The 26,407-nt window shown below is 70.9% G+C and carries 22 protein-coding genes and 1 pseudogene; 19 read left to right on the top strand and 4 right to left on the bottom strand.

Annotated elements, in window-relative coordinates:
• Positions 1-156 precede the first annotated feature (156 nt).
• The 12 genes from R6Y94_RS31935 to R6Y94_RS31990 all read left to right on the top strand — a co-directional run bounded on the left by R6Y94_RS31935 (position 157) and on the right by R6Y94_RS31990 (position 13,414).
• Entirely contained in the window at positions 157-1,230 is a 1,074-nt protein-coding gene (locus R6Y94_RS31935) for an ABC transporter ATP-binding protein (protein ID WP_318399670.1), read from the top strand.
• Positions 1,227-3,020, top strand: coding sequence for an iron ABC transporter permease (locus tag R6Y94_RS31940; RefSeq protein WP_318399672.1), 1,794 nt, complete (start codon positions 1,227-1,229; stop codon positions 3,018-3,020). The genes R6Y94_RS31935 and R6Y94_RS31940 overlap by 4 nt, the downstream gene beginning before the upstream one ends.
• A 65-nt stretch (positions 3,021-3,085) precedes the next feature.
• Positions 3,086-4,036, top strand: a complete 951-nt coding sequence (locus tag R6Y94_RS31945; RefSeq protein ID WP_318399674.1) for a creatininase family protein — start codon at positions 3,086-3,088, stop codon at positions 4,034-4,036.
• Positions 4,036-4,986, top strand: a complete 951-nt coding sequence (locus R6Y94_RS31950) for an amidohydrolase family protein (protein WP_318399676.1) — start codon at positions 4,036-4,038, stop codon at positions 4,984-4,986. Before R6Y94_RS31945 ends, R6Y94_RS31950 begins: the two co-directional genes overlap by 1 nt.
• Before the next feature lie 70 nt (positions 4,987-5,056).
• The gene (locus R6Y94_RS31955; protein ID WP_318399678.1) at positions 5,057-6,538 is read left to right on the top strand and encodes an argininosuccinate lyase; all 1,482 of its coding nucleotides are present in this window, start codon (positions 5,057-5,059) and stop codon (positions 6,536-6,538) included.
• A complete protein-coding gene (locus R6Y94_RS31960; protein WP_318399680.1) occupies positions 6,535-7,500 on the top strand; it encodes an ROK family protein in 966 nt (321 codons plus the stop codon). The genes R6Y94_RS31955 and R6Y94_RS31960 overlap by 4 nt, the downstream gene beginning before the upstream one ends.
• 338 nt (positions 7,501-7,838) lie before the next feature.
• On the top strand, positions 7,839-8,495 hold the full coding sequence (locus tag R6Y94_RS31965) for a hypothetical protein (RefSeq protein WP_318399682.1): 657 nt from the start codon (positions 7,839-7,841) through the stop codon (positions 8,493-8,495).
• A 63-nt stretch (positions 8,496-8,558) separates the two neighbouring features.
• Positions 8,559-9,269, top strand: a complete 711-nt coding sequence (locus R6Y94_RS31970; protein ID WP_318399684.1) for a DNA alkylation repair protein — start codon at positions 8,559-8,561, stop codon at positions 9,267-9,269.
• Positions 9,270-9,431: 162 nt separating this feature from the next.
• On the top strand, positions 9,432-10,340 hold the full coding sequence (locus R6Y94_RS31975; RefSeq protein WP_318399746.1) for an ABC transporter ATP-binding protein: 909 nt from the start codon (positions 9,432-9,434) through the stop codon (positions 10,338-10,340).
• The gene (locus R6Y94_RS31980) at positions 10,337-11,137 is read left to right on the top strand and encodes an ABC transporter permease (RefSeq protein WP_318399686.1); all 801 of its coding nucleotides are present in this window, start codon (positions 10,337-10,339) and stop codon (positions 11,135-11,137) included. The genes R6Y94_RS31975 and R6Y94_RS31980 overlap by 4 nt, the downstream gene beginning before the upstream one ends.
• A gap of 76 nt (positions 11,138-11,213) precedes the next feature.
• Positions 11,214-11,945: a response regulator transcription factor gene (locus tag R6Y94_RS31985; protein WP_412102930.1), complete on the top strand. Its 732-nt coding sequence runs from the start codon at positions 11,214-11,216 to the stop codon at positions 11,943-11,945.
• A complete protein-coding gene (locus tag R6Y94_RS31990) occupies positions 11,942-13,414 on the top strand; it encodes a HAMP domain-containing sensor histidine kinase (RefSeq protein ID WP_318399688.1) in 1,473 nt (490 codons plus the stop codon). Before R6Y94_RS31985 ends, R6Y94_RS31990 begins: the two co-directional genes overlap by 4 nt.
• A 46-nt stretch (positions 13,415-13,460) precedes the next feature.
• On the opposite strand, the gene R6Y94_RS31995 is transcribed toward R6Y94_RS31990, so the two are convergent.
• The 3 genes from R6Y94_RS31995 to R6Y94_RS32005 all read right to left on the bottom strand — a co-directional run bounded on the left by R6Y94_RS31995 (position 13,461) and on the right by R6Y94_RS32005 (position 16,021).
• Positions 13,461-13,994, bottom strand: coding sequence for a hypothetical protein (locus R6Y94_RS31995; RefSeq protein WP_318399690.1), 534 nt, complete (start codon positions 13,992-13,994; stop codon positions 13,461-13,463).
• An 87-nt stretch (positions 13,995-14,081) separates the two neighbouring features.
• A complete protein-coding gene (locus R6Y94_RS32000; protein WP_318399692.1) occupies positions 14,082-15,101 on the bottom strand; it encodes a zinc-dependent alcohol dehydrogenase in 1,020 nt (339 codons plus the stop codon).
• 89 nt (positions 15,102-15,190) lie between these two features.
• Complete coding sequence (locus R6Y94_RS32005; protein ID WP_318399694.1) at positions 15,191-16,021, bottom strand: helix-turn-helix transcriptional regulator; 831 nt, start codon at positions 16,019-16,021, stop codon at positions 15,191-15,193.
• 106 nt (positions 16,022-16,127) lie between these two features.
• On the opposite strand from R6Y94_RS32005, the gene R6Y94_RS32010 reads away from it, so the two are divergent.
• A complete protein-coding gene (locus tag R6Y94_RS32010) occupies positions 16,128-16,883 on the top strand; it encodes an SDR family oxidoreductase (protein WP_318399696.1) in 756 nt (251 codons plus the stop codon).
• 42 nt (positions 16,884-16,925) lie between these two features.
• On the opposite strand, the pseudogene R6Y94_RS32015 reads toward R6Y94_RS32010, so the two are convergent.
• Positions 16,926-17,215: pseudogene (locus tag R6Y94_RS32015) on the bottom strand (deaminase); the annotation flags it as partial.
• A gap of 443 nt (positions 17,216-17,658) precedes the next feature.
• Here R6Y94_RS32015 and R6Y94_RS32020 point away from each other — a divergent pair.
• The 6 genes from R6Y94_RS32020 to R6Y94_RS32045 all read left to right on the top strand — a co-directional run bounded on the left by R6Y94_RS32020 (position 17,659) and on the right by R6Y94_RS32045 (position 26,303).
• A complete protein-coding gene (locus R6Y94_RS32020) occupies positions 17,659-18,999 on the top strand; it encodes a hypothetical protein (protein WP_318399697.1) in 1,341 nt (446 codons plus the stop codon).
• Positions 19,000-19,268: 269 nt separating this feature from the next.
• Positions 19,269-20,891 (top strand): VWA domain-containing protein, encoded by a 1,623-nt coding sequence (locus R6Y94_RS32025; protein WP_318399699.1) that lies wholly within the window; start codon positions 19,269-19,271, stop codon positions 20,889-20,891.
• A gap of 55 nt (positions 20,892-20,946) precedes the next feature.
• Positions 20,947-21,543: a hypothetical protein gene (locus R6Y94_RS32030; RefSeq protein ID WP_318399701.1), complete on the top strand. Its 597-nt coding sequence runs from the start codon at positions 20,947-20,949 to the stop codon at positions 21,541-21,543.
• Between the two features lie 10 nt (positions 21,544-21,553).
• Positions 21,554-22,693 (top strand): hypothetical protein, encoded by a 1,140-nt coding sequence (locus R6Y94_RS32035; RefSeq protein ID WP_318399703.1) that lies wholly within the window; start codon positions 21,554-21,556, stop codon positions 22,691-22,693.
• Positions 22,694-22,710: 17 nt separating this feature from the next.
• Positions 22,711-24,024, top strand: coding sequence for a toxic anion resistance protein (locus R6Y94_RS32040; RefSeq protein WP_318399705.1), 1,314 nt, complete (start codon positions 22,711-22,713; stop codon positions 24,022-24,024).
• A gap of 254 nt (positions 24,025-24,278) precedes the next feature.
• Positions 24,279-26,303 carry a translation factor GTPase family protein gene (locus R6Y94_RS32045; protein ID WP_318399707.1) on the top strand — a complete coding sequence of 675 codons (2,025 nt, stop codon included), beginning with the start codon at positions 24,279-24,281 and terminating at the stop codon, positions 26,301-26,303.
• Positions 26,304-26,407 lie beyond the last annotated feature (104 nt).

Consider the following 26,407-nt stretch of genomic DNA (forward strand, 5'->3'; position numbering starts at 1 on the left):
TCCGGGTGCCGGCCCGGTCCACCTATCCGGGCCGGCACCGCCCGGGGATCGGGCCGGCACCCCTGCGCACACCGAACGGCCACGACGAACCCCGTCGGGGACACCCGAGAACCACCAGAAGACGCGCGTCCCGGTCGGACGCGGGGGAGGGACATCATGATCGGCGTCACGCTGGAGTCGGTGAGCAAACGCTTCCCGGGCACCGGCGACGCCGCGGCGGTGGACGGCGTCGACATCAGCATCGACGCCGGTGAGTTCTTCACGCTGCTCGGCCCGAGCGGCTGCGGGAAGACCACGACGCTGCGGATGGTCGCCGGGTTCTACTTCCCCACCAGCGGCCGGATCCGGTTCGGCACCGAGGACGTCACCCGGAAACCGCCGAACCGGCGGGACACCGGCATGGTCTTCCAGAACTACGCCCTCTTCCCGCACATGTCCGTCGCCCAGAACGTCGGGTACGGGCTCAAGATCCGCAAGGTTCGCGGGGCGGAGGCGCGGCGCCGGATCGCCGAGGCGCTCGAACAGGTGCACCTCGGTGGGTACGGCGACCGTCGCATCGACCAGCTCTCCGGTGGCCAGCAGCAGCGGGTCGCGCTCGCCCGGGCGCTGGTGATCCGGCCGCGTACCCTGCTGCTGGACGAGCCGCTGTCCAACCTGGATGCCAAGCTGCGCGAGGAGACCCGGGCGGAGATCCGCCGGATCCAGCGCGAGGCCGGCATCACCTCGATCTACGTCACCCACGACCAGGCCGAGGCGATGGCGATGTCGGACCGGATCGCGGTGATGGAGGCCGGCCGGGTCCAGCAGATCGGCACCCCGCAGGAGATCTACCACCGCCCGGCGAACACCTTCGTGGCCCGGTTCATCGGGCGCAGCAACGTACTGTCGCTGCCGGTGCTCGCGGCCGGCGCCGAGAGCGTCGACGTACGCCTGCCGAACGGGGCGAGCCGGACGGTGGCGGCGCCACCGGGACACGACCTGGCCGGGTCCGACACGGCCCTGGTCTCGATCCGGCCCGAGCACATCGGGCTCGCTGCTCCGGACGACCCGGAGGCGCTGCCCGGCCGGATCACCGACCTGGAGTTCACCGGGATGGCGACCAACCTGACCGTCGAGGTCTCCGGGCAGGAGTTGATGGTCGCCGCGGTCGAGGTCCCGGGCGGGCCGGCCGTCGGTGACCGGATCGGTCTGCGACTGCCGGCCGCCCGGATGTGGGTGGTGCGGCCGTGACCGTGTCGACGACGACCGCGCTGCGAGCGCCGGGGGCCGATCCCGGCGGCGGCGACCGCACCGGGCCGAGCCTCGGCCGGCGGATCGCCGACCGGCTGCGCGGTGGTGCCGGCGGCGGTTGGTTCCCGTACCTGCTGGCGCTGCCGCTCGCCCTGGTGCTCTGGGGATACGTCGTACAGCCGATGCTGGCCACCTTCGTGGAGAGCGGCGACGGCGACGGGGCGGAGAACTACACCGCCTTCCTCTCCGGTGCCGGAGTCGCCCGCAGTTCCCTGGTCACCTCGCTCGGCATCTCCGCGGCCAGCGTCCTGCTCTGCGGGGTGGTCGGCGTCGCGATGGCGTTCCTGCTCAAGCGGTTCGCCTTCCCCGGCCGCCGGCTGATCGAGGCGATCATCCTGGTCCCGGCCGCGCTGCCACCGCTGATCGGGGCGATCTCGTTCCAGTTGCTCTACGGCGAGACCGGGATCCTGCCGCGCGGCCTGCAACAGCTCCTCGGCACCGACGAGCCGGTGCTGCCGTTCAGCGGCATCGCCGGGGTGCTGGTGGTGCACACCTTCACCATGTACCCGTTCTTCTACCTGGCCGCCTCCGCCGCGCTCGCCGGGATGGACCCGTCGGTGGAGGAGGCCGCCTACAACCTCGGCGCCGGCCGGGTACGGGTCTGGCGGACCGTGCTGCTGCCGATGCTCACCCCGGCGCTGGTCTCCGCCTCGCTGCTGGTCTTCATGACCTCGCTGGCGTCGTACACCGCCCCGCTGCTGTTCGGGGTGGACCGGACGATGACCATGCAGATCTACATCAACCGCACCAACGGCGACCTGCCGATGGCCTCCACGTACGCCTCGGTGCTCGGCGTGGTCTCGGTGCTGTTCCTGCTCGGGATGCGCTGGTACGAGGGGCGGCGCAGCTACCGGTCGCAGTCCAAGGGAGTCTCGGCGCACCGGCGGGAGATCCGCAGTCCGGTCGGCCGCTGGCTCGCCATGGTCGGCTCGCTGCTCGCCACCGGGGTGCTGCTCGCCCCGGTCGCCACGATCGCGCTGGTCGCGTTCTCCGTCGACGGCACCTGGACCACCCAGGTGCTGCCGACCGACTACACCTGGGAGAACTTCGTCAGCATCTTCGCCGAGCCCCGGGCCTTCCAGCCGATCCTCAACTCGCTGCGGATGAGCCTGCTCGCCACCGCCGGCTGCGTCGTGGTCGGCGTCCTGGTCGCGTACGCGGTGCGGCGGCTCACCTTCGTCGGCCGGGGCCTGCTCGACGTGGCGGTGATGCTCGCCTGGGCGCTGCCCGGCACGGTGGTGGCGATCAACCTGATCGCCGCGTTCAGCACCGGCAACCCGTTCAGCCTCGGCCAGGTCCTGGTCGGCACCTTCTGGATCATGCCGCTGGCGTACTTCGTGCGGTTCCTGCCGTTGGTCTTCCGGTCCAGTTCGGCGGCGCTGGCCCAGCTCGACCCCTCGCTTGAGGAGGCGGCCCGCAACCTGGGCGCACCCTGGCTGAGGGCGTTCCTGACCATCACCCTCCGGCTGATGCTTCCCGGGGTGCTGGCCGGCGCGCTGCTCGCCTTCGTACACGGCGTCGGGGAGTTCGTCGCCTCGGTGCTGATCTACACCTCCAGCACCGCGCCGATCTCGGTGGAGATCAACAACCGGATGTACTCGTTCGAGGTCGGCACCGCTGCGGCGTACGGAATGCTCCAGGTGGTCCTGATCTTCATCGTGATGGTCCTCTCCGGCCGGCTGGAGAGCGGCGGCCGGGCGGCCAGGGAGGCGACACAGTGGACGAACTGACCGAACCCAGAGTGAACCTGTTTCCACCTCCCCTGGTGGTCCGACGGACCGCAAGGCCGGACGCGGTGCGTAAGCGCCGCGCGGTCCAGGTGGAAAAAGGTTCAGTGCAGGGCGGCGCCGAGGAGAGCGTCGGCACCGGCCCGGTCGACGACTGGCCGGCCGGCGGCGGGCTGATCGCGGCCAGCCGGATCCCCGGGACCCGGCTGGCGGAGGTCGTCGCCGCCGCCGACTTCGCCGTCCTGCCGGTCGGGGCCGTCGAGTGGCACGGCCCGCACCTGCCGCTCGGCACCGACCTGATCCTCGCCGAGGGCTTCGCCGGGGAGAGTGCCGGAACACACCGGGGAGTTATCTTCCCGCCGGTGGCGTACGCGGCCTGTCCCGGCCAGACCCGGCCCTGGCCGGGTACCGTGGCGATCCGTCCCGAGGTGGCGGTCGGCTACCTCTGCGACGTGATCGAGGGGATCGTCGCCGCCGGCTTTACCCGGTTGCTCCTGGTCAACGGGCACGACGCGAACATGTCCACGGTGCGCGCCGCGATGGAGTGGGTCTCCGGCCGGCGCAAGGCCAGCCTGCTGCTGGTCAACTGGTTCCAACTCGTCACCCCGGACGAGACCGCCGCGCTCTGGGGCGACCGACCCGCCCGCGGACACGGCGGCGCGTACGAGACCTCCGGAGTGCTCGGCTTCGACCCCGGTGCGGTACGTCTGGACGCCGCCGCCGACCTGCCGCCGAGGTCCAGGCTCGGCACGGGGCATCCGTACGTGCTGGTCGAGTCCCGGCCCGACCCGTGGCAGGGCTGGTCCGGGCACGTCTCGCTGGCCAGCGAGACGGCCGGGCGGCGGGTCCGGGAGCTGGCCGGAGCCCGGCTGCGCGAGGTGGTCGACGCCTGGCTGGCCGCCCCGCCACCCGGCCCGCCGGACGCCCGCCCGATCGACGCCGACCCGGCTGATCCCGGAGCGGCGGGTCCGGACGGGTTCGGGGCGGCGGGTCCGGACGGGTTCGGGGCGGGACAGTGATGGTCGACCGGGGACTGGAGGTCGTCGACTTCCATCTGCACTTCCGGATCGGGGCCGACCCGACCATCCGGGCCGCCGAGGAGTCCGTCGGGATGCACCCGGGGGGCGAGCGGGAGCGGGCGGTGCGGGCCGCAGCGGCGGCACCGTACGCGGCGGCCTGGCGCCGGGCCTGGGGATTCCCCGACCCGGAACCGCCGGCGCCGCACTGGCAGGACGAGGCCGACCGGTGGGCCGCCGAACTGCGCGCGCACGACATCCGGCGGGCGGTCTTCGTCACCGGCGGGGGCAACGACGCGGTGGCCGACCTGGTCGACCGGCACTCCGACCTCTTCCTCGGCTTCGCCCACCACGACCCGTTCCAGCCCGGCGCCGCGGCCGAACTGGAACGGGCGGTAGGCGAACGCGGGCTGCGCGGCTGGAAGATCTTCGCCCCGCTGCTGCCAGGCCCGCTGGACGACCCGGCCCTCGACCAGGGCTGGGCGACCGCCCAGCGGCTCGGCGTACCGGTGCTGGTGCACGTCGGTCACTACGGCAGCGCCGGCGGCCACTCGGCCAGCCGGTACGACAACCCGCGGCACCTCGCCGTCGTCGCCCGCCGCTTCCCCGAGCTGGCGTTCGTGGTGCCGCACTTCGGCGTCCAGCACGTGCAGGACCTGCTCTTCGCCGCCTGGGGCTGCGCCAACATCCACGTCGACACCTCCGGCTCCAACCAGTGGGTGCGCTGGATGCCGTACCGGCTCACGCTGGAGGAACTCTTCCGGCGCTGCTACGAGACGATCGGCCCGGGACGGATCGTCTTCGGCAGCGACTCCTCCTGGTTCCCGCGCGGCTACGTGCGCCGGTACCTCGACGACCAGCTACGGATCTGCCGGGAGATGGGAATGCCGGACGCCGACCTGCGCGCGGTGTTCGCCGGGAACGCCGAACGGCTACTGCGGCTGACGGGATGACCACCGCCGGCCCGAGCCGGGCCGGAGCGGACGTACCGCCTCCGGCACCACGAAGGACACGAGGGACACCATGACACGCACAACGTCGCTGACGACCTATCAGCAGCACCATCTGCGCCCCACCTACGACCACCATGCGCCGTACCTCTTCGGCCCGATGGTCCGGGCGAGCCAGGCGCACGTGGTGATGCTCGTCGAGCGGGGCCTGATCCCGGCGGAGCGGGGGACGCGGTTGCTGCGCGGGCTGGGTGAGCTGCGGGCGCCGGCCGGCAGCCCGGAGGCCGCCGTGCCGCCGCCGTTCGACGGCAGTGTCGAGGACGTCTACTACCTGGTGGAGAAGCGTCTCGCCGAGGCGTGCGGCATCCCGACCGCCCAGCTCGACGTACAGCTCGCCCGCAGCCGCAACGATCTGGACGCGGGTGTGTTCCGGATGGTGCTGCGCGGCCAACTCCTCGACGTCCTGGACCGGGTGCTGGCCACCGCGGCGACCGCGCTGTCCAGGGCCGACCGCTACGCCGACGTGGTGATCACCGGGTACACCCACCGCCGGCCGGCGCAGCCGACCACCATCGGCCATGCCCTGGCCGGGTACGCCGAGGCGCTGGCCGGCGAGGCGGTGGCCTACGCCGACCTGCTGGACCAGCTCAACCGCTCACCGCTGGGCGCCTGCGCCTTCGCCGGCACCGACCTGGACATCGCCCCGGCCCGGGTGGCCGAACTGCTCGGCTTCGCCGGCCTGGTGACCAACTCGTACGAGGCGGTGGCCGGCGCGGACCATCTGGTCCGGGTCGCCACGCTCAACGCCCAGTCGCTGGCCACCGGGGCCCGGCTGGCCCGGACCCTGATGGACTGGCTGAGCTGGCGCTGGGTGGAGACTCCGGAGGAGTTCACCCAGGGCAGCAGCATCATGCCGCAGAAGCGCAATCCGGTGGTGCTGGAGCATCTCGTCTCGATGGCCGGTGCGGCGGCCGGTGACGCCGCCTCGGTGCTGAACAACGTCGGTGCGGCGTGGTGGGAGGACTCCAACAACGCCACCACGGACGTACAGGTGCGGCTCTGGGAGAGCTGCGACCGCGCCGAGCGGTTCTTCGCGCTGCTCGGGGGTTTCCTCGACCGGCTCGTACCGCTGGCCCCGCCGAGCCGGGAGGAGATCGTCCGGTCCGGGGCCACCACGACCGCGGCCGCCGACGCGCTGAGCCGGCACGGGGTGCCGTTCCGGGCGGCCCACTCGGTGGTCGGCGTGCTGGTCCGGGCCGGTACCCCGGACACCTGGACGGTGCAGCAGGTCCAGGCGGCGGCCGGGACGGCCGGCGTCGCCGAGAGCCTCGACGAGGCCGCGGCGGCGGACCTGATCTCCGCTGCCGTCCGGCCGGAGTTGGTGCTGGTCCGGGCCCAGGCGGACGGTCCCGGTACGGCCGCGGTACGGGCCCAGGTCGAGACGCTGCGGGCGATCGTCTCCGGCGTACGGGACCGGGGCGACGCCCTCCGGGTGCGCCTGGCCGACGCCGACCAGGCCCTCGACAAGGCCGTCGACGGCCGGATGGCGCAGTGAGCCTGCGGGCCGAGCCGACCCGGGTCGGGGGAGGGCAGCGGATTTCCGGCCCGGCGCCGGACGCCGCGGCGACACCCGGCCGGGTGCTCGGGATCGACTTCGGCGGTACCAAGATGGCCCTCGGGCTGGCCGACCGGGCCGGCCGGCTGCTGGGCGTCGAGCGGATACCCACCGAGGCGGAGCGGGGCGCCCGCCAGGCTCTGGACCGGGCGCTCGACCTCGCCGGCCGGATGCTCGCCGGGGACGGCGGGGAGCTGGCCGCCGTCGGGATCGCCTCGCCCGGAGTGGTCCGGGAAGACGGTATCGACCTGGCCCCGAACGTACCCGGCTGGGACCGGCTGCGGCTGGCCAAGGCGGTCCGCGACCGGCTCGGGGTAGCGGTGGTGCCGGTGGCCAACGACCTGAACGCGGCGGCCCTGGCCGAGCTGCGTCTCGGCGCGCTCCGGGACGTCGACCCCGGACTCGTCGTCGGGCTCGGCACCGGGGTGGCAGCCGCGGTCACCGTCGGTGGCCGGGTGCTGCCCGGGCACCACGCCGCGGCCGGGGAGATCGCGTACGCGGTCACCGGTGACGCCTGGGCCGGCGGCCCGGCGATGCTGGAACGGGTCTTCTCCGGGGGCGCGCTCGATCGGCTCGCCACCCGGTTCGGGCTGACCGGCGGGGCCGCGGCGCTCTGTGCCGAGGCGACCCGGCCTGGGCCGGTCCGGGACGCACTGCGGGCCCGCCTCGACGAGCTGGCCCGACACCTGGCCACCTGCTGCCTGCTGCTCGACCCCGGCCGGGTGGTACTGGTCGGCGGGGTGGCCCGTGATCCTCTGGTCCGGGAACTGCTCACGGAGCGGCTGGCCGAGGTGCTGCCGTACCGGCCGGAGGTCGTGCTCTCCGACTTTCCGGACGACGCGGCGCTGCTCGGCGCCGTGACGATGGCGGCGGAGGCGGCGCCGGCCGCCGGGCTGGGTTGACCAGGCTGCCGGGCTGGGTGACCAGGCCGCCGATGAGCGGCCCGTTGCGCCAGTGCCCTTCCCGTTCGCGTCGGGCGGTACGGGAAGGGCGCTGGCAGCGAGGCGATGCCTGAAACATCGGCTGGCTGGTTCGCGCCGCTGTCTGGTGACGGCCGGCGGCCCACCCTCCGACTGCTGGCGAATCTGCCCGCCGGTCGGGCATTCTTGAGTGAACCTGTTTCAACCCGAACGGCGCGACGCGTCCGTCCGGACTCCACCTGGGCCCACGACGGAGCGCAAGGGGAGGTTGAAAGGTCCGATCGAGGCCGGCGCCGGCGCGCCGAGAAGAGGGTGGGGCCGTGACCTCCGCACCGTCCGATCAGCCGCCCAGAAGAACACCCACCTGGCAAATCGTCGTGGCCTTCATGGGCGCCTCGGCCGCGCTGCTCACCGCCGTCTGGGGCGGTGTGGCCCTCTTCTACCAGGCGGGCCGGTCGAGCGTCGATGCCTCGGCTCCACCGGTGGCCCACTCCGACCAGCCGGCACAGGTTTCCACCTCGCCGACGGGCCACCCGACCGTGAGCCCCGGTCCCGGCGGGAGCGGCGCGGACAGCATCCGCCGCCAGGGCAGCGTCACCATCGCCCGCGACGACGTCATCGACCTCGACACCGGACGCGCCGACTGGGCCGCAGAAGAAGCGCCGGGCGCGACCGCGACCGACCTCGAGTTCACCGACGCCGGACCGACCCTGGTCAGCGTGCACGACGCGGTGATGGCGCGGCTGCCCGCCGACCGCACCGGCGAGCACTTCCGCGACTGCGCCACCCTCTCCGCCGAGTACGGCGGCACCCCGCTACGGGCTGACCAGATGCGCCCCGGTGTCAGGCTCTGCGTCATCACCGACCAGAAACACGTCGCCGTACTCCAGATCACCGACGTACGCGGCGGGGCTGACCGGGAACCGGAGCGGGTAACCCTCGCCGTCACCGTCTGGTCCCGCCGGCACAGCGGTTGAACGTGGCGTGGCGAATACGCGACCCACATGGTGGTGCCGGCGATGGCGGTAGGTTGCACAGTCATGGCCACGACCGCCGACGTCCGTCACGACCTCGCCAGCCTCGCCGACCCGAGCCGGGTGGAGGGAGTGAGCCGGTTTCTGCAGATGGTTCCGGGCGGGTACGGCGAGGGCGACCGGGCCATCGGCGTCGCCGTACCGGACCAGCGCAGGGTGGCCGGCCGGTACTGGCGCGACATCTCCCTGGCCGAGACGGTGGAGCTGCTGACGAGCGGCGTGCACGAGGAGAGGCTGACCTCGCTCTTCATCCTGGTGCGGAAGTTCACCAAGGGGGACGAGGAGGAACGGGGCCGGATCTTCCGCATCATCCTGGCCAACACCGGCAGCATCAACAACTGGGACCTGGTCGACTCGTCCGCGCCGTACATCGTCGGGCCCTGGCTGGTGGACAAGGACCGGAGCGTACTGGATCGGTTGGCCGGGTCGAGCCTGGTGTGGGATCGGCGGATCGCCATCATGGCAACTTTCGCCTTCGTCAAGGCCGGAGACTTCCGGTGGACCTTCCGGATCGGAGAACGGCTGCTGCGCGACCCGCATGACCTCGTGCACAAGGCGGTGGGCTGGATGCTGCGCGAGGTGGGGAATCGCGACAGAGCGGCGGCGGAGGAGTTCCTCGCCGCCCGGTACCGGGTCATGCCCCGGGTCATGCTCCGGTACGCCATCGAGAAGTTCGAACCGCAGCGACGCCGGGAGTACCTCTCCGGGCTGGTGTAGCCGCTCCATATGCCGGGCGCTCTCAGGGTTTCCTGTGAATGAGCTGTCGTGGCGGCGGTCAGCCGGGTGATGGGGCGCTGACCGCGCCGCCGGATTCTCCGGATTCTCCCAGAAGCTCTCAGCAGCTGGTCAGCCCGGCCGGTCAGGCTCTGGCCCATGACAGTGATTGAGGTACGGGGGCTGACCAAGCGGTACGGGTCCGACACGGTGGTGGACGACCTGTCGTTCACCGTCGAACCCGGGCAGGTGACCGGTTTCCTCGGCCCGAACGGCGCCGGCAAGTCCACGACGATGAAGATGATCATGGGTCTGGCCGCCCCCACCCGGGGTTCCGTCACCATCGCCGGTCGCCGCTACCGCGAACTCCCGGTACCGCTGACCGAGGTGGGCGCGCTACTCGACGCCAGCGCCGTGCACGGCAGCCGGAAGGCGTACGACCACCTGCTGGCGCTCGCGGTGAGCAACGGCCTGCCCCGGCGCCGGGTCGACGAGGTGCTCGCCCGGACCGGGCTCGAGGGTGTGGCCGGCAAGCGGGTGGGAGGGTTCTCGCTCGGCATGCGACAGCGACTCGGCATCGCGGCGACGCTGCTCGGCGACCCGCGGGTGCTGATCTTCGACGAGCCGGTGAACGGGCTCGACCCCGAGGGGATCCGCTGGATCCGGGACTTCATGCGCTGCCTGGCCGGCGAGGGCCGGGCGGTGCTGGTCTCCAGCCACCTGATGAGCGAGATGGCGCAGACCGCCGACCACCTGGTCGTGATCGGCCGGGGCCGGCTCATCGCCGACACCGGCATGACCGAGTTCATGCACGCCAACGGCGAGGGCACCGTGCTCGTCCGGGTGCCCGATCCGGGCGCCTTCGCGCAGCGGCTGGTCGCCGCCGGGGCCACCGTGCGGGACGGTCTGGAGGCCTCGCTCGTCGTCTCCGGCATGACGAGCGGGGAGATCGGCAAGCTTGCCGCGTACCACGGGGTCGTGCTCAGCGAACTCACCCCGCAGCGGGCCTCGCTGGAGGACGCCTTCATGGAGCTGACCAAGGCCAGCACCGAGTATCAGGGAGCCGCAGCATGACGTCGTCCGGCACCGCGACCGACCTGAGTTTTGCACACACCCTCCGGGCAGAGTGGATCAAGCTCCGCAGTCTGCGCTCCACCTGGTACACCCTGGCCTGCCTCTTCGCGGTCGGACTCGGCATCACGTTCCTCGCCCTGAGCTCCGCCGGGACGGAATACGAGAGCGCGACGGCCGCGGAACGGCAGGCTTGGGATCCGACCGCCCTCAGCCTGATGACGTACATCGTCGCTCAGTTGATCATCGGCGTGCTGGGCATCCTGGTCGTCACCTCCGAGTACGCGACCGGGCTGATGCAGACGTCGCTGACCGCCACGCCCCGCCGGCACCGACTGCTGGCGGCCAAGGTGGTGCTGGCCACCGCCGTCGCCATGGTGGCGGGCCAAGCGCTGATGTTCACCGCCTTCTTCCTCGGACAGATCCTCCTCGGCGCGCAGGACGTGCCGAACGCGGGACTCGGTGATCCTGGTGTGCTCTCCGCCGTGGCGGGCGGTGGACTCTATCTCTCGGCAATGGCGCTGCTGGCGGTCGGTCTCGGCACGATCATGCGAGCCACGGCGGGAGCCTTGGCCACCCTGGTGGGGATCGTCTTCCTGGTACCCGCACTCGCCGGCCTCTTCCCCTCGTGGATCCAGGATCTCTTCGACTTCTGGCCGACCCTCGGCGCGGCAGCGGTCCTGACCACGGTCCCGGACCCCGACTACCCGCACCCCTGGCTGAACCTTGCCGGGATGTGCCTCGGGGTCGCCGCCGTACTGGCCGCCGCGTTCGTGGTCTTCCGGCGTCGTGACGTATGACGGGCACCGTGGCGGGCTTCGCCGGTCGACTGCGCGGTGAGCTGTTCCGGAGCCGAGCCTCCGTACCCTGGCCGGCATGGAACGATCGGGTCAGACGATGAGCTCCCGGGGAGGTACCGAGCGGTTGCTGGTGGTGGACGACGAGGCCACCGTCCGCGAGCTGCTCGCCGCGACGCTGCGCTTCGCCGGATTCCGGGTGACCTCCGCGGCGACCGCCACCGAGGCGGTCGCCGCGGCCACCGAGGAGCCGCCAGATCTGGTGCTGCTCGACGTCATGCTGCCGGACATGGACGGTTTCGAAGTGGTCCGGCGGCTGCGCGAGCAGCGCCTGCCGGGCCGCAGCGGGCCGGTGCCCGTGCTCTTCCTCACCGCTCGGGACCGTCAGGCCGACAAGATCACCGGGCTCTCGCTCGGCGCCGACGACTACGTGACGAAGCCCTTCGACCTGGAGGAGCTGATCGCCCGGATCCGGGCGATCCTCCGCCGAACCGGGGGGCAACAGGCCGACGTGCTGACGGTGGGCCCGCTCGCACTCGACGCCGAGGGGCACCAGGTGACGCGGGCGGGGCGACCCGTCCGGGTCTCCGCCACCGAGTTCCGGCTGCTGCGCCATCTGATGGAGAACGCCGGGCGGGTGGTGTCCAAGGCACAGATCCTCGACCGGGTGTGGCACTACGACTTCGGCGGCGACGCCAGCATCGTCGACACCTACATCTCCTACCTGCGGCGGAAGGTCGACGCCGAAGAGCCCAAGCTCATCCACACCGTGCACGGCGTCGGCTACGTGATCCGGGAGCCCCGGCAGTGAGGCACCGGCTGAGCCGGTTCTCACTGCGGGCCAGGCTGCTGCTGCTCACCACGAGCCTGCTGCTGGCCGGGCTGAGCCTCATCGGCGCGGTCGTCTCCGACCACCTGGAGCGCTATCAGCTCGACCGGATCGACAATCAGCTGCGCTCGTTCACCGCGATCATCTCCCGGGTGTCGGCCACCGGGCCGCCCGAGGCCGAGGACACCGCCGTCCATCCCGAACTCCTCGACCCCGCCCTCGACCTGATCGGCAGCCCGTACCTGGTGTACCTGGACGCGGACGGCGCGGTGGCCAGGAGCATGCGCTCCTCTCGGCTGGACAGCGCAACCCTGCCGCCGAGCGGCGCGCTGCGTACGATCCGCACCGACGGGACAGCCGTCGACCTGCCCGCCGCCGACGGCTCGGGACGCTGGCGGGCCGTCGCCCGACCGACCGTCGGCTGGGGCGGGACGGTGATCGCGGCCGCACCGCTCACCGAGGCCGACGCCACCGTCGCCCGACTCCGGGCAAGCAGCCTGATCACCGGCGCCGTGCTGCTCGTCCTGCTCACGGCGGTCGGCTGGTTAGCCCTCGACCGTGGCCTGCGACCGCTGCGCCGGATCGAGCAGACGGCCGCCGCGATCGCCGGCGGCGACCTCACCCGACGCGTACCCAGCCTCGCCCCGCCAAGCACGGAGATCGGGCACCTCGCGGTCTCCCTCAACACCATGCTCGGCCAGCTCGACCGGGCCTTTGCCGACCGGGCCGCCTCCGAGTCCCGGATGCGTGTCTTCGTCTCGGACGTCAGTCACGAGTTGCGCACCCCGCTCTTCGTCATCAAGGGCTCGACCGACCTCTACCGGATGGGTGCGCTGCGGCAGCGGGCCGACATCGACGAGGCGATGCACCGCATCGACCGGGAAGCCACCCGGCTGACCGCCCTCACCGAGGACCTGCTGCTACTCGCCCAGCTCGACGACGCGCCCGAAGGACAGCTCGACCCGGCCCCGATGGACCTGCGTACCCTCGCCAACGACGCCCGACACGATCTGCGTGCCCTCGACCCGTCCCGCCCGATCGACCTCACCGGGCCGGGCGGCAGCGGCCCACCCGGCCCAGCCCCGGTCCATGCCGACGAGGCCCGGCTGCGACAGGTCGTCGCCAACCTCGTGGGCAACGCCGTCGCCCACACCCCGCCGGGCACCCCGGTGCGGGTCGGCGTCGGCACGGCGGACGGCCGCGCCGTGCTCGAAGTGGCGGACGAGGGTCCGGGGATGACGGCCGAGCAGGCGGGTCATGTCTTCGACCGCTTCTACCGGACCGACCGCTCCCGAAGTCGCTCGGGCGGCGCCAACGCAGGGCTCGGGCTCGCCATCGCCCGCTCCCTCGCCCGTGCCCACGGCGGCGATGTCGAGCTGGAGACCGCCCTCGGCGAAGGCGCCTGCTTCCGGCTGGCGCTGCCGCTGCTGCACCATTCCCGTACGGGCTGATCTTCCTCGCCCTGCTGGACTTCCCGGACGGCTGAGACGTTGATGATCAGACAGCGTCCGCGCCGCCGTGACGATCTGCGCCGGACCCAGCTCCGCAGAAGTACCGGACCGCCATGGGCACCCGGCGAACTAGCCGTGTTGGTGGGACCCGCGCGGGCAGCAGCGCTGCGGTGGCCAGGTCGACCTCTCCGGCCGGGCCGATGACCAGCCCGGTGAGATGCGACGACCGCTCTTCTCTGGAACGCGTCCCGGCGCCGAGGCGGACTGCCCGAGGATTCCCGGTCGGGCGGCGTATGGTTGGGGGCCTGTGGCCGACCTCCGGCTTGTGGAAAACCAGCAGATCGGTCGTCTGGCCGAGATCCACATCCGCCACCGGCGAGACCTCGGTGGCCAGGGCCTCCGGAGCGAACGGACGTACGGTCAGGCACTCGGGCCGACGGGCGCGTAACCCGTGCCCGACCATGTCGACCGCCAGGGTCGGGCGGTGGTACGGCCCGAGGTGGGCGATGACCTCGTTCCAGCACCAGGCAGCATGCCAGGAGCCGTGCAGGAGCAGAATCGGGGTGGAGGTGGGGGACATGGCCACTCCTTGAGGTGGTGGTGCAGTGGGGGTCGAAAGGACCGCTGACCGTACTGCGGCAATCACCATTCGTGAGGGCTTGACGGTCTACAGCTCACCAGAGGGCGTCATGCGTTGCCGAGTGGGAGATCCCGAGTGTGGACGGGCCGGCTCGATCACGACCTTGATGGCGCCCGACGCGCGATCGGCGGCGACCCGGAATGCCTCCGCGGCCGCGTCCAGCGGGAAGCGGTGGGTGATGAGCGTGGCGGGAACTTCCGGTCTCTCCGCGAGCATCCGCGCGGCCTCCTCGACCTCTCGTACCCCGTCGTGTCGGCCGTAAGCGATGGAGTGCACGAAGGTCAGCTCCTTGGTAAGGCTGACTATTCCGGGAACTGGTTCGTCCTCCGGGTAGACACCGGTGGACACGACGCGTCCTCCGGGACGGGCGGCTGCGGCGGCACTTCCGAGGCTGGACCGGCTCCCCGCGGCGTCGATCACCACGTCGTACTCGCCGCCGGGTTCTCCGCACCCGAGCTCCTCGGCCGCGCGCCGCTGGTGCGGATACCTCGCTTCGACATCGACGTCATGACCCGCAGCCTGTGCCGCTGCGGCGGCCAGTAGCCCGATGGAGCCGCCGCCGAGCACGAGCAGACGCTCAGCGGGACGCGCCTGGGCGCGCCGGACAGCGTGCCAGGCGACCGCGGCGGGCTCGATCAGACATGCGTCACGGACGTCGAGGCCGTCCGGCAGGGACAGCAGGGTGTACTCCGGCACCCGCACCCGTTCGGCCATCCCGCCGTCGCTGAACACTCCGAGGTTGCCGTGAACCTCCTCGGTACAACGCTGGGTACTGCCGACCCGGCACTGTGCACATTCGCCGCCATAGATGGTGGGCTCGACGAACCAGCCCTGTCCCTCGTCGTCGATTCCCGCGAACTCGTGTCCGTAGACGAAACCGGAGACTCCCGCTGCGGCGAAACCCACGTCTGTTCCGCAGATTCCTGCCGAGACGACCGACAGGCGTACGCCGTCACCTTCGGGCTCCGGCACGTCGACGGTGCGTATTCCATCGTTGTTGACGACCGCACGCATCGCGTACCTCACTAAACATAGGAGTGAATTCATTTGCCGCGTCGATCCGCGCTGAGGCGTCCGATGACACCGCTGCCACGTACAGTCCGGGTTCCGAAGGGGATGCGCGCCAGATCTGCCGCTCAGCCGTGTTGGCGTCCGGTGACGGCCAGCGAGCCGAGGAGGGCGAGGGCCGCGCGGCTCGCCGAGGCCGGTTCGGCGTGGTACACGACGAGTTCCTGGCCGGGGCTGGAGCGGACGTCGAAGGTCTGCATCGTCAGGGTCAACGGACCCACGTCGGGGTGTCGGAAGCGCTTGCGTTCGAGTGCCTTGCCGCGGGCGTCGTGCCGGGCCCACAGTTCGATGAACTCCGGGCTGCGTTCCAGAAGTTCGGTGAGTACCTGCCGGATCCGGGGGTCGGCGGGGGCCTGGCCGTGGCCGAGCCGGAATCCGGCCACCGAGTTGACCGCGACATCATGCCAGTCCTGGTAGAAGGTTCGCGCGGCCGGGTCCGTGAAGACGACATGCATGAGGTTGCGCGAGTGTGTCCAGTCGTGGAACAGAGCATCGGCGATGGTGTTGGAGGCGAGTACGTCGCAGGCGCGGTTGTAGATGATGGCCGGGTTGTGCGGCCAGGCGTCCATCAGCTCCAGCAGGCTCGGGTCGACGGGGCCGGTCCCGGCCGCGGTCCTGGTCGACGGGCTGAGCCCGGCCAGCCGGAACAGATGCTGGCGGCCGTCCTCGTCGAGCCGCAGTGCGACGGCCAGCGCGTCCACCACGTGTGCTGACGGCGTCCGTTCACGACCCTGTTCGAGCCGGATGTAGTAGTCGGTGCTGACCCCGGCCAGCAGTGCCACCTCTTCCCGCCTGAGGCCGGGAACCCGGCGATGGCCCGTGCTGCGGAGGTTGGCCTCGGCCGGTGTGACCTGGGCCCGCCGGGCGGTGAGGTAGGCGCCGAGATCAGACCGCGTCATACCGCCATGCTAGGCCCCGGTACGCGGTCCGTCCTGGGTGTGATGCTCCCAGGAGGAACCCGGCCTGCCGGGAGACGCCCGGATCCGCCAGTGTCGAGTCATGTCGATGAACCAGACAGATGCCGGCGGCCGCAAGGTCGTCCTCGTGACCGGGGCCAGCAGCGGAATCGGTGCGGCCATCGCCGCCCGGCTCGCGGCTGAGGGCCACCAGGTGGTCGCGGGCGCGCGGCGGACCGATCGCCTGCGAGAGTTGGCCGAACGCTCCGCGAAGGCAGCCGTCCGCTCCGGCGGCGGCCTGCATCCGGTACGGCTCGACGTGACCGACCGTACCGACTTCGCTGCCGTCGCCCGGGCCGCCAGGGATCGGTTCGGACGGGTCGACGCACTGGTCAACAACGCCGGAGTCATGCCGTTGTCGCGATTGGACTCGCTGCTGCTGGACGAGTGGGACCGGATGATCGACGTGAACGTGCGCGGTCTGCTGCACGGTATCGCCGCAGCCCTGCCCATCTTCACCGCGCAGGGGTCCGGGCACTTCGTCACGATCGCGAGCATCGGCGCCCACCAGGTCGTTCCCACCAGCGCCGTCTATTCCGGCACCAAGTACGCCGCCTGGGCGATCACCGAGGGACTGCGCCAGGAGTCCGATCCCGCCGTCCGGGTCACCACCGTCTCCCCGGGTGTGGTCACCTCCGAACTCGCGGAGTCGATCACCGAACCCGGCGCCGCCGAGGCGATGCGCAGCTACCGTGCGCACGCGATCAAGCCGGAGGCCATCGCCGACGCCGTGTCGTACGCCCTCGCCCAACCGGCCGAGGTCGACGTCAACGAGATCGTCGTCCGGCCCGCCCGGCAACGCTGAGCTTCGCCGAGGCCGCTGGCGGTGGTACCGACGGGCGCGACCAGCGTCCCGGCCGAGGGTGGTCGGGACGACGTACTTCGGCAGTTCCTTGAGGGCGGCGAAGTCCGCCATGTCCGGCCAGACCGGCGCGAACGCCTCGTAGCTGGTCCGGCCGAACATCAGCGCGGTGGCCTCCTCGGTCTCCCGGCCCTTGAGCTCGTACGCCTCAGGTACGAACTCGATGTCCTGCTAGCACAGCCGCCGCTGCGGTGGGCCTCGGATCGGGTGCCGCCGCCGGGGGAGTCGACGACGCCGTCCAACGCGACGAAGGCGCTGTAGATCAGCGTGCGCATCTTCGATGTCCTATCGGTGGTCTGGGTCGGTGTCCTCAGTCTTCGCCGGTCTGACGTGCTCGACCACGATTAGGCGAAAACCTGATCCACGGCGGCCGCCTGATCGAGAGGCAGCTCAGGGTGCCCGGATGGCGCGCCGGACTCTCCGGACTCCGAGCCCCCGCGTACGCCGAGGACGCGCTCGACCTCTACGTCAAGGGCACCGGCCGGGCGATCGTACTGACGTGTCCGGCAGGACACCGGCTACCAGCCCGGTTACGACACCGAGCACGCCGCCGCCGACTACATCTCCTGGTTGCGTGCGGGCAACGAACGCTGACCACCCGACTCGGGGCGTGACTTCATTTGGCGTCAACTGAATGTCCGAGCGGTCAGTCGGTCTGTCTTGTCTGGACGATCCGCCTACGGGAACGTGGACGCACCCGACCGGAGGTGAAGCCCCGATGATCAGTACGGCGGTGTCTCTAGCTATGGCGGCGACGTTGGCCGTTCCACCCGTGGGTACCGGCCGGACCCTCGATTTCTCCACGGCGGGTCGCGGTACGACGGTCCGGGTCAGTGTCTCCGGCACCGGCGAGCAGGGGAACAGCCTCGCGTTCGACGGCGCGACAAGCCGGGACGGGCGCTACGTGGCGTTCTCGTCGTACGCCTCGAATCTGGTTTCGGGGGACACCAACGAGGACGCTGACGTGTTCGTTCGGGACCGCGTGGCGGGCACCACCACCCGGGTGAGCGTCGCCGGCGACGGCAGCCAGGGCAACGCCTGGAGCGTGGAGCCGGTGCTCAGCGCCGATGGTCGCTTCGTGGCGTTCACCTCCCGGGCGTCCAACCTGGTCCCCGGCGACGCGAACGACGAACCGGACGCGTTCGTCCACGACCGGTGGACCGGCACCACCCGGATCGCCAGCGTGTCCACCGAGGGTGCCCAGGCAGACGGCGGGGCCAGCGGTACGCGGATCAGTGCGGACGGCCGGTTCATGGCCTTCGACTCGTGGGCATCCACCCTGGTTCCCGGCGACACGAACGGTATCGCGGACGTCTTCGTCCGCGACCTGCGCAGGGGCGTCACGAGCAGGGTGAGCGTGTCGAGCCTCGGTGCGGAGGGCAACCATCTGAGCCAGGAGCCGGCGATTTCGGCAGACGGCCGGTTCGTAGCCTTCTCGTCGGAGGCCTCGAACCTGGTCCCCGGCGACACCAACGAGTCGCCGGACGTGTTCGTCCACGACCGGCGGAACGGGGTGACGAGCCGGGTGAGCGTCACCGACGACGAGGGCGAGGCGGTCGGGCCGGCAGCGGAGCTCGGCAGCCGGAGCCCGGCGATCAGCGCGGACGGCCGGTACGTGGCGTTCACCTCCTTCGCCCTCAATCTGATGCCCGGCGACACCAACGACTTCCCGGACGTGTTCGTCCGCGACCGCCGGGCCGGCACCACCCGCCCCGTCAGCGTGTCGTCCGTCGGCACCCAGGCAGACGCGGCCGGCCGCGGCCCGTCGATCAGCGCCGACGGCCGGTACGTCGCGTTCAGTTCGGCGGCGACGAACCTGGTCGCGGGGGACACCAACGAGGATCTGGACATGTTCCTGCACGATCGCCGGACCGGCAGCACGATCCGGGTCAGTGTCTCCACCGGTGGCGTGCAGGGCAACGGCAGCGTCCTGCCGGGCCAGGTCAGCAGCGATGGCCAGCACGTCGTGTTCTCCTCGTACGCATCCAACCTCGTCGCTGCCGACAGCAACGAGACCCAGGACGTGTTCGTCTGGGACCGCCGTGGCACGGTCGGCTGACCGGTCTGGCGGCAGCGGCCGGATGACCAGGCACGGCGGCGCCGGACCCGGCGGTCGACCGGTCGCTCGCTGACCAGCACACCAGGTGAGACCGCCGAGCCGTCGATATCCGGCCCGGCGGGACCGGTGCGCCCCACGGCCGGCGGAACCCACTGTTCATGATTCCTTCGACGTCCCGTTAGCCCATCGGTGCTACCAACGAGCACGGTCCAGACAGACGGTCGGCCGGCAGCGTTGGAACGGGAGCGCACGTGCGGGTAAGAGGGCTCATGGCGGTCGTCGTCGCGACGATGGTGATGGCCGCCGGATGCACCAGCGAAAAGTCCAGCGAAGGCGGGGGCGGTGGTGACGGCGGCGGCACCACGTCGTTGAGGATCGTCGCCGGATCCGAGCAGGAGACCGTGGTCAACACGATCGTCAAGCCCTGGTGTGCCAGCAAGGGCTACACCTGCGACGTGACGTTGAAGGGTTCGGTCGACCAGGCCCGGCTGCTCGCTGCCGGCAGCCGGGACTACGACGCCTACTGGTTCGCCTCCAGCGTCTTTTCCCAGCTCGGTGACAAGGCCAACGTGCTGCGGGACGTGAAGCCGATGTTCCTCACCCCGGTGGTGTTCGCCGGTTGGCGCAGCGAGATGCGGCGGCTCGGCTTCGCCGGCCGGCCGGACGTCGCCATCGCCGACATTCTGCGGGCCGTGGAGTCGGGCCAGACGAACGTCTGGGTCACCAACCCGACGCAGTCCAACTCCGGCGCGACCGTGCTGTTCGGCTTCCTGAACTACTTCGCCGGCAACGGCCCGGGTAGGCCGTTGACGCAGGAGCAGTTGGACTCCCCGGCCGTGGAGCAGGGCGTGACCCGGTTCATCAACGCGATGGACCAGACACCGCCGTCGACCGGCACGCTGATGACCGAGTGCGTCGCGCGCCCCGACGCCTGCCGGACGATGTTCACCTACGAGGACCTGGTGATCGAGAAAAACCAGGAGCTGATCAGGGCCGGCAAGGAGCCGCTCGTGGTGGCGTACCCACGCGGGTCGCTGGCGATCAGTGACGCGCCGCTCGGCTTCCTCCCGGATCCGGACAACGCCGACGCCGGCAAGCGGAAGGTCTTCACCGAGTTGCAGGACCATCTGCTCAAGGACGCCGGGGCGCAGGCCCAGCTACTGAGGTTGGGACGGCGTCCGGCCAGCGGCGTCGGGTTGACGCTGGACGACCCCGACCTGTCGGTCTTCAACCCGGAGTGGGGCATCCAGGCGACCGTGAACGAGCAGGGCATCCAGTATCCGGCGACGCCGGTCATCGAGGCCGCGCTGGACCGGTACCAGACCCGCTACCGGCGCCCCGTCAACACCTTCTACTGCCTCGACGGCAGCGGGTCGATGTCCTCGAACGATGGCTGGGACGGCGTGAAGGCCGCCGCGCACCAGGTCTTCGACCAGGACCAGGCCGCGCTGAACTTCCTGCTGACCCACCCGCAGGACGTGACCACGGTCGGGATCTTCAACAGCGGGGTTACCGCCGGGAGCCCCTGGACGGTGCAGGGCAACGACGGGGCGGGGTTGCACGGGCTCACTGAAAAGATCAACAGCTACGAGCCCACCGGCGGCACCAACATGTACACCTGCCTGCGACGCGCCATGGAGGAACTGGGTGGATCGCAGCCCAACGACCGCAGGCGGCTGGTGGTGCTGATGACCGACGGCCAGTCCGACACCCGCTACCGGGAGTCGGCCCTGTCCGGGTTGAAGGCGTCGGGTGTACCGGTGATCGCGATCGCGTTCGGCCGGGACGCGGACCCGGGACAGCTCAAGGAGGTCGCGTCGGCCACCGGCGGCGCGTTCGTCCAGCAGGACGACCTGGTGGCGGCACTGCGCCAGGCGGCTGGCTACAAGTGACGAACGGTTCGGGCGGCGGCCGCCGGACCGGCGTACACCGGCGGGGGTGGTCCCGGTGAGAGGGAGACTGGCGGCGCCGGTCGCGCTCGGCACGGCCGTCGCGGTCTTCGGCGGGATGTTCGTGCTCACCGACAGCTTCCTGTGGGCGCCGCTGCTGGCGATCGCGGCGGCGGTCGGGGTGTACCTGATGATCGACGACCGTAGTCCCGCGCAGGCGCTGGGCGACGACTACGTCGACGAGGCGCGCGCCAAGGTCGGGGAGGCGCTCTCGATCCTGCGCGGCATCGAACGCCTCAACTCCGAGGTCCAGGCGCCGACCGCCCGCGCCGCCCTGGAGTCGGCCTGCCGGTACGTGCCGGAGCTGTTCGACCGGGTCCAGGCCAAGTCGCCGAACAGCCTCTACTCCACCGCCAGCCAGATCGCCGGCCACCTGAGCAGCCTCGACGGAGCGGTGCGGCAGTACCTCGACATCCAGCGTGAGCCGGTGCTCTACACCGACCCGGAGGCGCTCAAGCGCAGTGGCGAGCTGGCGTTCGAACGCTTCGCCGCGTTCGCCCTGGACAGCGTGCGGCTCGTCAACCAGGGAGAGATCGCGCAGTACCGGGCCAACCTCGACACCGTCGCGCCGCCGAAACTTCCTGAGTGGGGATGAAGGAGTAATCGTGAGATCGCCCAACGTTCGGTTCCTGGTCGGACTGGTCATGGTGATCGTCGTCTGCGTCGTCGCCGCCCTGCTGTGGTCGAGGTCCGGCGGGACCTCCACGCCGGCCGCGCTGACCACGCTGACCTGCGTCGGCGGCTCGGAGAAGTCCGAGCTGATGGCCGACCCCGAGGTCACCCGGGTGCTCCGGGACAGGTACCGGCTGGAGGTGAGCTTCCAGCCTCTCGGCTCGTACGACCAGGTGCAGCTGAGCACCGACGAGCTCAGCGCGCGCCGGGTCGACTGCCTCTGGCCGTCGAGCGCGAGCGCGCAGAGTGTCTTCGAGGCGCAGCACCAGGGGGCCTTCCCGGAGTACCGCGCGGAGAACCTGTTGCAGTCGCCCGAGGTGGTCTACGCCGGACCGCGCGGCACCGACGCGCTGGTCAAGCTGGGCGTCGTCCAGCAGCGGGACAGCCGTTTCCACATCGTGAACATGAAGTCCCTGCTGTTGGACTACGTGCTGAAGAAGCAGACCTGGGACGGCAACGGGGCGGCCGAACTACGGGGTCCGATCACGATCTCCAGCACCGATCCGGCCAAGTCCAACAGCGGCTTCGTACTCGCCCAGCTCCAGTTGAGCATCGTCGCCACCGACGACGTGTTCCAGGCGCCGAACCTCGCGCAGGCACGCCTGGCCCTGCCGACCATGCGGGCACTCTACGACGCGCAGGGCCTGCAGGCCCGCACCTCCGATTCGGGGTTCCGGGAGTGGCTGACCCAGGGCGGGGAGTTCAAGTCCCCGCTCTACGCCGGTTACGAGAACCAGCTCATCCAGCAGGTCGTGCAGAGCGGCGCGAACAGCGCCAACCTGCTCAGGAACATACGGGTGCTCTATCCGGACCCGACCATCTACAGCGACCACCCGGTCCTGGCGCTCAACGCCACCGCCGCCGGGTTCATCGAGGCGATGAAGGATCCGGAGATCCAGAGCATCGCGTGGCAGACGTACGGCTTCCGCTCGGCGGTCCAGGTCGGGGTCAACGACGTCGCGGACTTCCCGGACATCGACCTTGCCGAGCAGATCCGTACCACCCCGGCGCCGGCCGCGGACGTGACACTCGCGCTGCTGAGCTGCATGAAGGACGCCAAGACCTGTCAGTGAGAGAGAACGGACCTGTCATGACCGACGGATTACAGATCGACTTCGGCAGCATCGTGGGCGGAGCGGCCGACCCGCCGGCCGGTGCCGCCGACACCGCGATCACCAGTACCCTGACCAGCGGCCAGCCAGCGGAGCTGGTCTGCGTGGACCTGCTCAGCCCGGCGCAGCGGGCCCAGGCCGAGGCGGCGGCCGGGCAGCTCTACCCGGCGATGCTGGCCAACACCGACCAACTCGCCTCGTTCGGCAACAGCGCGATCGACCAGGTCAATGCCCAGGTCAGCCGGATCTTCCACGAGGTCGGCCGGGTCAACATCCCCGAACTCACCGGCATCATGCACGAGCTGAACGACCGGATGCGCACCTTCCGGCGCAAGTACGACCCGAGCGACCCGAAGATCCGGGAGACGTTCAACAGGTTCTCCGACGCCGTCAAGGGGCTGTTCCGGAAGGGCCGCGACCTGCTGGAGATGCTGTTCGAGGAGGCCAGGACGGTCGAGCAGCAGTTGGACCGGGTAGCCGGGCAGCTCAGCTCGAAGCAGGTGCAGCTCAAGCGCAACGTGGTGCTCTGCGACGAACTCTACAAGGCCAACGAGGCGGCGATCGGCCAGCTCATCGGGGCGATCGCGGTGATGGAACTCGTCCGGGAGGTGGCGCTCGCCGACGCCCGGTCGATCACGGTGACACCGGGTGCGGTCGACGAGCGTGATCAGCAGGAGCGTCTCTCGCTGGTCACCGAGTTCATCCAGGCCCTCGAGGTACGCATCAACGAGTTCCAGCAGCGGCTCTTCGTCGCCTGGTCGACCTCCCCGCAGGTGCGCAACATCCGTACCCTGAACTACGGGCTCGGCCAGCGCCTCGCGCTGCTGATGAACCTGACCATCCCGACGATGAAGCTCACCATCGCGCAGTGGGCGCTGCTGTTGCAGGCCAACCAGGCCGCCGACATGCAGCAGGCGGTCGCCGACGGTGCCAACGACGTGCTCTCCGCGTACGCGCGGGCGTCGAAGGCCGCCGTGCCGCAGATCGTCCGGACGATCCAGACTCCGACGATCCGCCCGGAGACGCTCCTGGAGGTCGCGGAGTCGATCGACGCACAGGCCCGGGGCATTGAGGAGGCCGTCAGGTACGGCCAGCAGAAGCGTGCCGAGGTGGTCACCGCGATCGTGACCGCCAACGGATCGATGTCGCAGTCGGCGAATCGGCTCTCCAAGACCGTGGTCGAGCTGGTCAGCCGGGCGAAGGAGCCGCTGGCGCTACCGGCCGGGCCGCACCTGCCCGCTTCGGTGCTGGAGCAGGCGTCGGCGGTCGACCTGACCCGACAGTCCGGCTGATCCCACCGACCGTTCCGCCGGCCGGATGGGTTAACTCGGTCGTGCGGGGTTCCGAGCCGTGGTTGACTCGGGCGAGGTCCAACCGACGAACAACCTTTTCCACCTCCCTTGCGGTCCGTCGTGGCCGCGAGGAGGTCGGGGCCACGCGCCGCGCGGTTCAGGTTGAAAAAGCTTCAACGACCAGGGAGATGATATGCGAGCCACGTCCACCTCCATCGGACAGGAAACGTCGATTTCTTCGAGGGGTGTGGCGGTTGGCGCGGAGAACGCTGAACCTGGGGATCCTGGCGCATGTCGACGCCGGTAAGACGACTCTGACCGAACGGCTGCTGTACGCGGCCGGGGTCATCGACACCGTCGGCGAGGTCGATGCCGGCACGACCCGCACCGACACGCTGGCGCTGGAACGCCAGCGTGGCATCACCATCAAGTCCGCCGTCGTGTCGTTCGAGATCGCCGGCGTGACGGTCAACCTGATCGACACACCCGGCCACCCGGACTTCATCGCCGAGGTCGAGCGGGTACTCAGCCTGCTCGACGGCGCCGTTCTGGTGATCTCGGCGGTCGAGGGCGTCCAGCCGCAGACCCGCGTCCTGATGCGCGCGCTACGGCGGTTGCGCGTACCGACGCTGCTGTTCGTCAACAAGATCGACCGGGGCGGTGCCGATGCCGGGCGGGTACTCGAGGCCGTCAGGAACCGGCTCACGGCCGCGATCATCCCGATGGGTACGGTCGGCGGGATCGGTACTCCCGCGGCAAGGTTCGTCCCGTACGGTTTCGGCGACCCCGTGTTCCGGGTGGCGCTGACCGAGGCGCTCGTCGACCGGGACGACTCACTGCTGGCCGCGTACGTCGAGAATGAGCGCGCCGTCACGGACCGGCGGCTGCGCGGGGAACTGGCGGCGCAGACGCGGCGGTCGTTGGTCCATCCCGTCTTCCTCGGGTCGGCGATCACCGGGGAGGGCGTGGCCGTGCTGATGGCCGGCCTGGCCGAACTGCTGCCCGCGGAGGCCGGCGATCCCGGAGCCGCTGTCTCCGGCCGCATCTTCAAGATCGACCGTGGGCCGGCGGGGGAGAAGATCGCCTACGTCCGGATGTTCGCCGGCACGCTGCGCGTCCGGCAGCGGTGCTGCGTCACGGGCGTCGGTGGCGCCGAGGCCGAGGCCAAGGCGACGGCCATCAGTGTCTCGGACAACGGTGGGTGGGTCCGACGCCCGGAACTCGCCGCCGGCGAGATCGGCCGGCTGTGGGGTCTGACCGGGGTACGGATCGGCGACACGATCGGTCGGCCACCCCCGACCGGCAACGAGCACCATTTCGCCCCGCCGACGATGGAGACCGTTCTCGCCCCGGTACGCCCGGCTGACGACGGCGCGTTGCGCGCCGCGCTGGCGTGGCTGGCCGAACAGGATCCGCTGATCGCCGTCCGGGCGGACGACACCGGCCGGGAGGTCTCCGTCTCGCTCTACGGTGAGGTCCAGAAGGAGGTCGTCCAGGCGACCCTGGCGACCGAGTTCGGCATCGAGGTCACGTTCCGCGAGACGACCGTCGTCTGTGTCGAGCGTCCGGTCCGGCGCGGCGAGGCCGTCGAGATCCTGAACACCGAGTCGAACCCGTTCCAGGCCACCATCGGCCTGCGGATCGAGCCCGGTCCGGCCAACTCGGGAACCGAGTTCCGGATGCGGGTCGAGCCGCACGCAGTGCCGATGTACGTCTACCGCAACGCCGGCACTTTCGCGGAGCACATGAGCCAGTACGTGCGCCGGGCCCTGCGCGAGGGCAGGTTCGGCTGGCAGGTCACCGACTGCGTCGTCACCATGATCGACTGCAGCTACAGCCTGGCCGACGGCCCGCCGTCGAGGCGGGGCCCGCTGAGTACCCCGGCGGACTTCCGCAACCTCACGCCGATCGTGCTGATGCGGGCGCTCGACCTGGCCGGAACCGTGGTCTGCGAGCCGGTGCTCCGGGTGAGCCTAGAAATCCCGGTGTGGGCGATCAGCGCCGTGCTGACGGCCCTGGGCCGCCTCGGCGCGGCAGTACGGCAGCAGTCGGTACGGGGCGACCTGACCACGATCGGGGCGGTCGTACCAGCCGCGCGACTGCCGCACCTGCAACGACAGCTACCGGGACTGACCGGGGGCGAGGGCGTCGTCGAGTCCACGTTCGACGGCTACCGGCCGGTCCGCGGCGAACCACGGACCCGGGCGCGGACCACCGCCGATCCCCGGCACCGCGAACGGTACCTGGCCTCCCTGACCCGGCAGGGTGCCCGGGGTTGACGCGACCGCATCGCCGCTGGGCCGGTCGCATGGTACCCGCCGGTACCGGTACCGGTACGAGTGCGACACCCGCGCGATCACCGGCAGGCAGGCGACGGAACGCC

It is taken from the genome of Plantactinospora sp. KLBMP9567 (genome assembly GCF_033446045.1).
GTDB lineage: Bacteria > Actinomycetota > Actinomycetes > Mycobacteriales > Micromonosporaceae > Plantactinospora.

Coding starts and splice junctions, on each gene's coding strand:
- R6Y94_RS31950 (WP_318399676.1), top strand. CDS start 4,036: ATGGTCGACCGGGGACTGGAGGTCGTCGACTTCCATCTGCACTTCCGG.
- R6Y94_RS32040 (WP_318399705.1), top strand. CDS start 22,711: ATGACCGACGGATTACAGATCGACTTCGGCAGCATCGTGGGCGGAGCG.
- R6Y94_RS32025 (WP_318399699.1), top strand. CDS start 19,269: ATGGCGGTCGTCGTCGCGACGATGGTGATGGCCGCCGGATGCACCAGC.
- R6Y94_RS31995 (WP_318399690.1), bottom strand. CDS start 13,994: ATGTCCCCCACCTCCACCCCGATTCTGCTCCTGCACGGCTCCTGGCAT.
- R6Y94_RS31980 (WP_318399686.1), top strand. CDS start 10,337: ATGACGTCGTCCGGCACCGCGACCGACCTGAGTTTTGCACACACCCTC.
- R6Y94_RS31985 (WP_412102930.1), top strand. CDS start 11,214: ATGGAACGATCGGGTCAGACGATGAGCTCCCGGGGAGGTACCGAGCGG.
- R6Y94_RS32005 (WP_318399694.1), bottom strand. CDS start 16,021: ATGACGCGGTCTGATCTCGGCGCCTACCTCACCGCCCGGCGGGCCCAG.
- R6Y94_RS32010 (WP_318399696.1), top strand. CDS start 16,128: ATGAACCAGACAGATGCCGGCGGCCGCAAGGTCGTCCTCGTGACCGGG.
- R6Y94_RS31955 (WP_318399678.1), top strand. CDS start 5,057: ATGACACGCACAACGTCGCTGACGACCTATCAGCAGCACCATCTGCGC.
- R6Y94_RS32020 (WP_318399697.1), top strand. CDS start 17,659: ATGATCAGTACGGCGGTGTCTCTAGCTATGGCGGCGACGTTGGCCGTT.
- R6Y94_RS31970 (WP_318399684.1), top strand. CDS start 8,559: ATGGCCACGACCGCCGACGTCCGTCACGACCTCGCCAGCCTCGCCGAC.
- R6Y94_RS32000 (WP_318399692.1), bottom strand. CDS start 15,101: ATGAATTCACTCCTATGTTTAGTGAGGTACGCGATGCGTGCGGTCGTC.
- R6Y94_RS31935 (WP_318399670.1), top strand. CDS start 157: ATGATCGGCGTCACGCTGGAGTCGGTGAGCAAACGCTTCCCGGGCACC.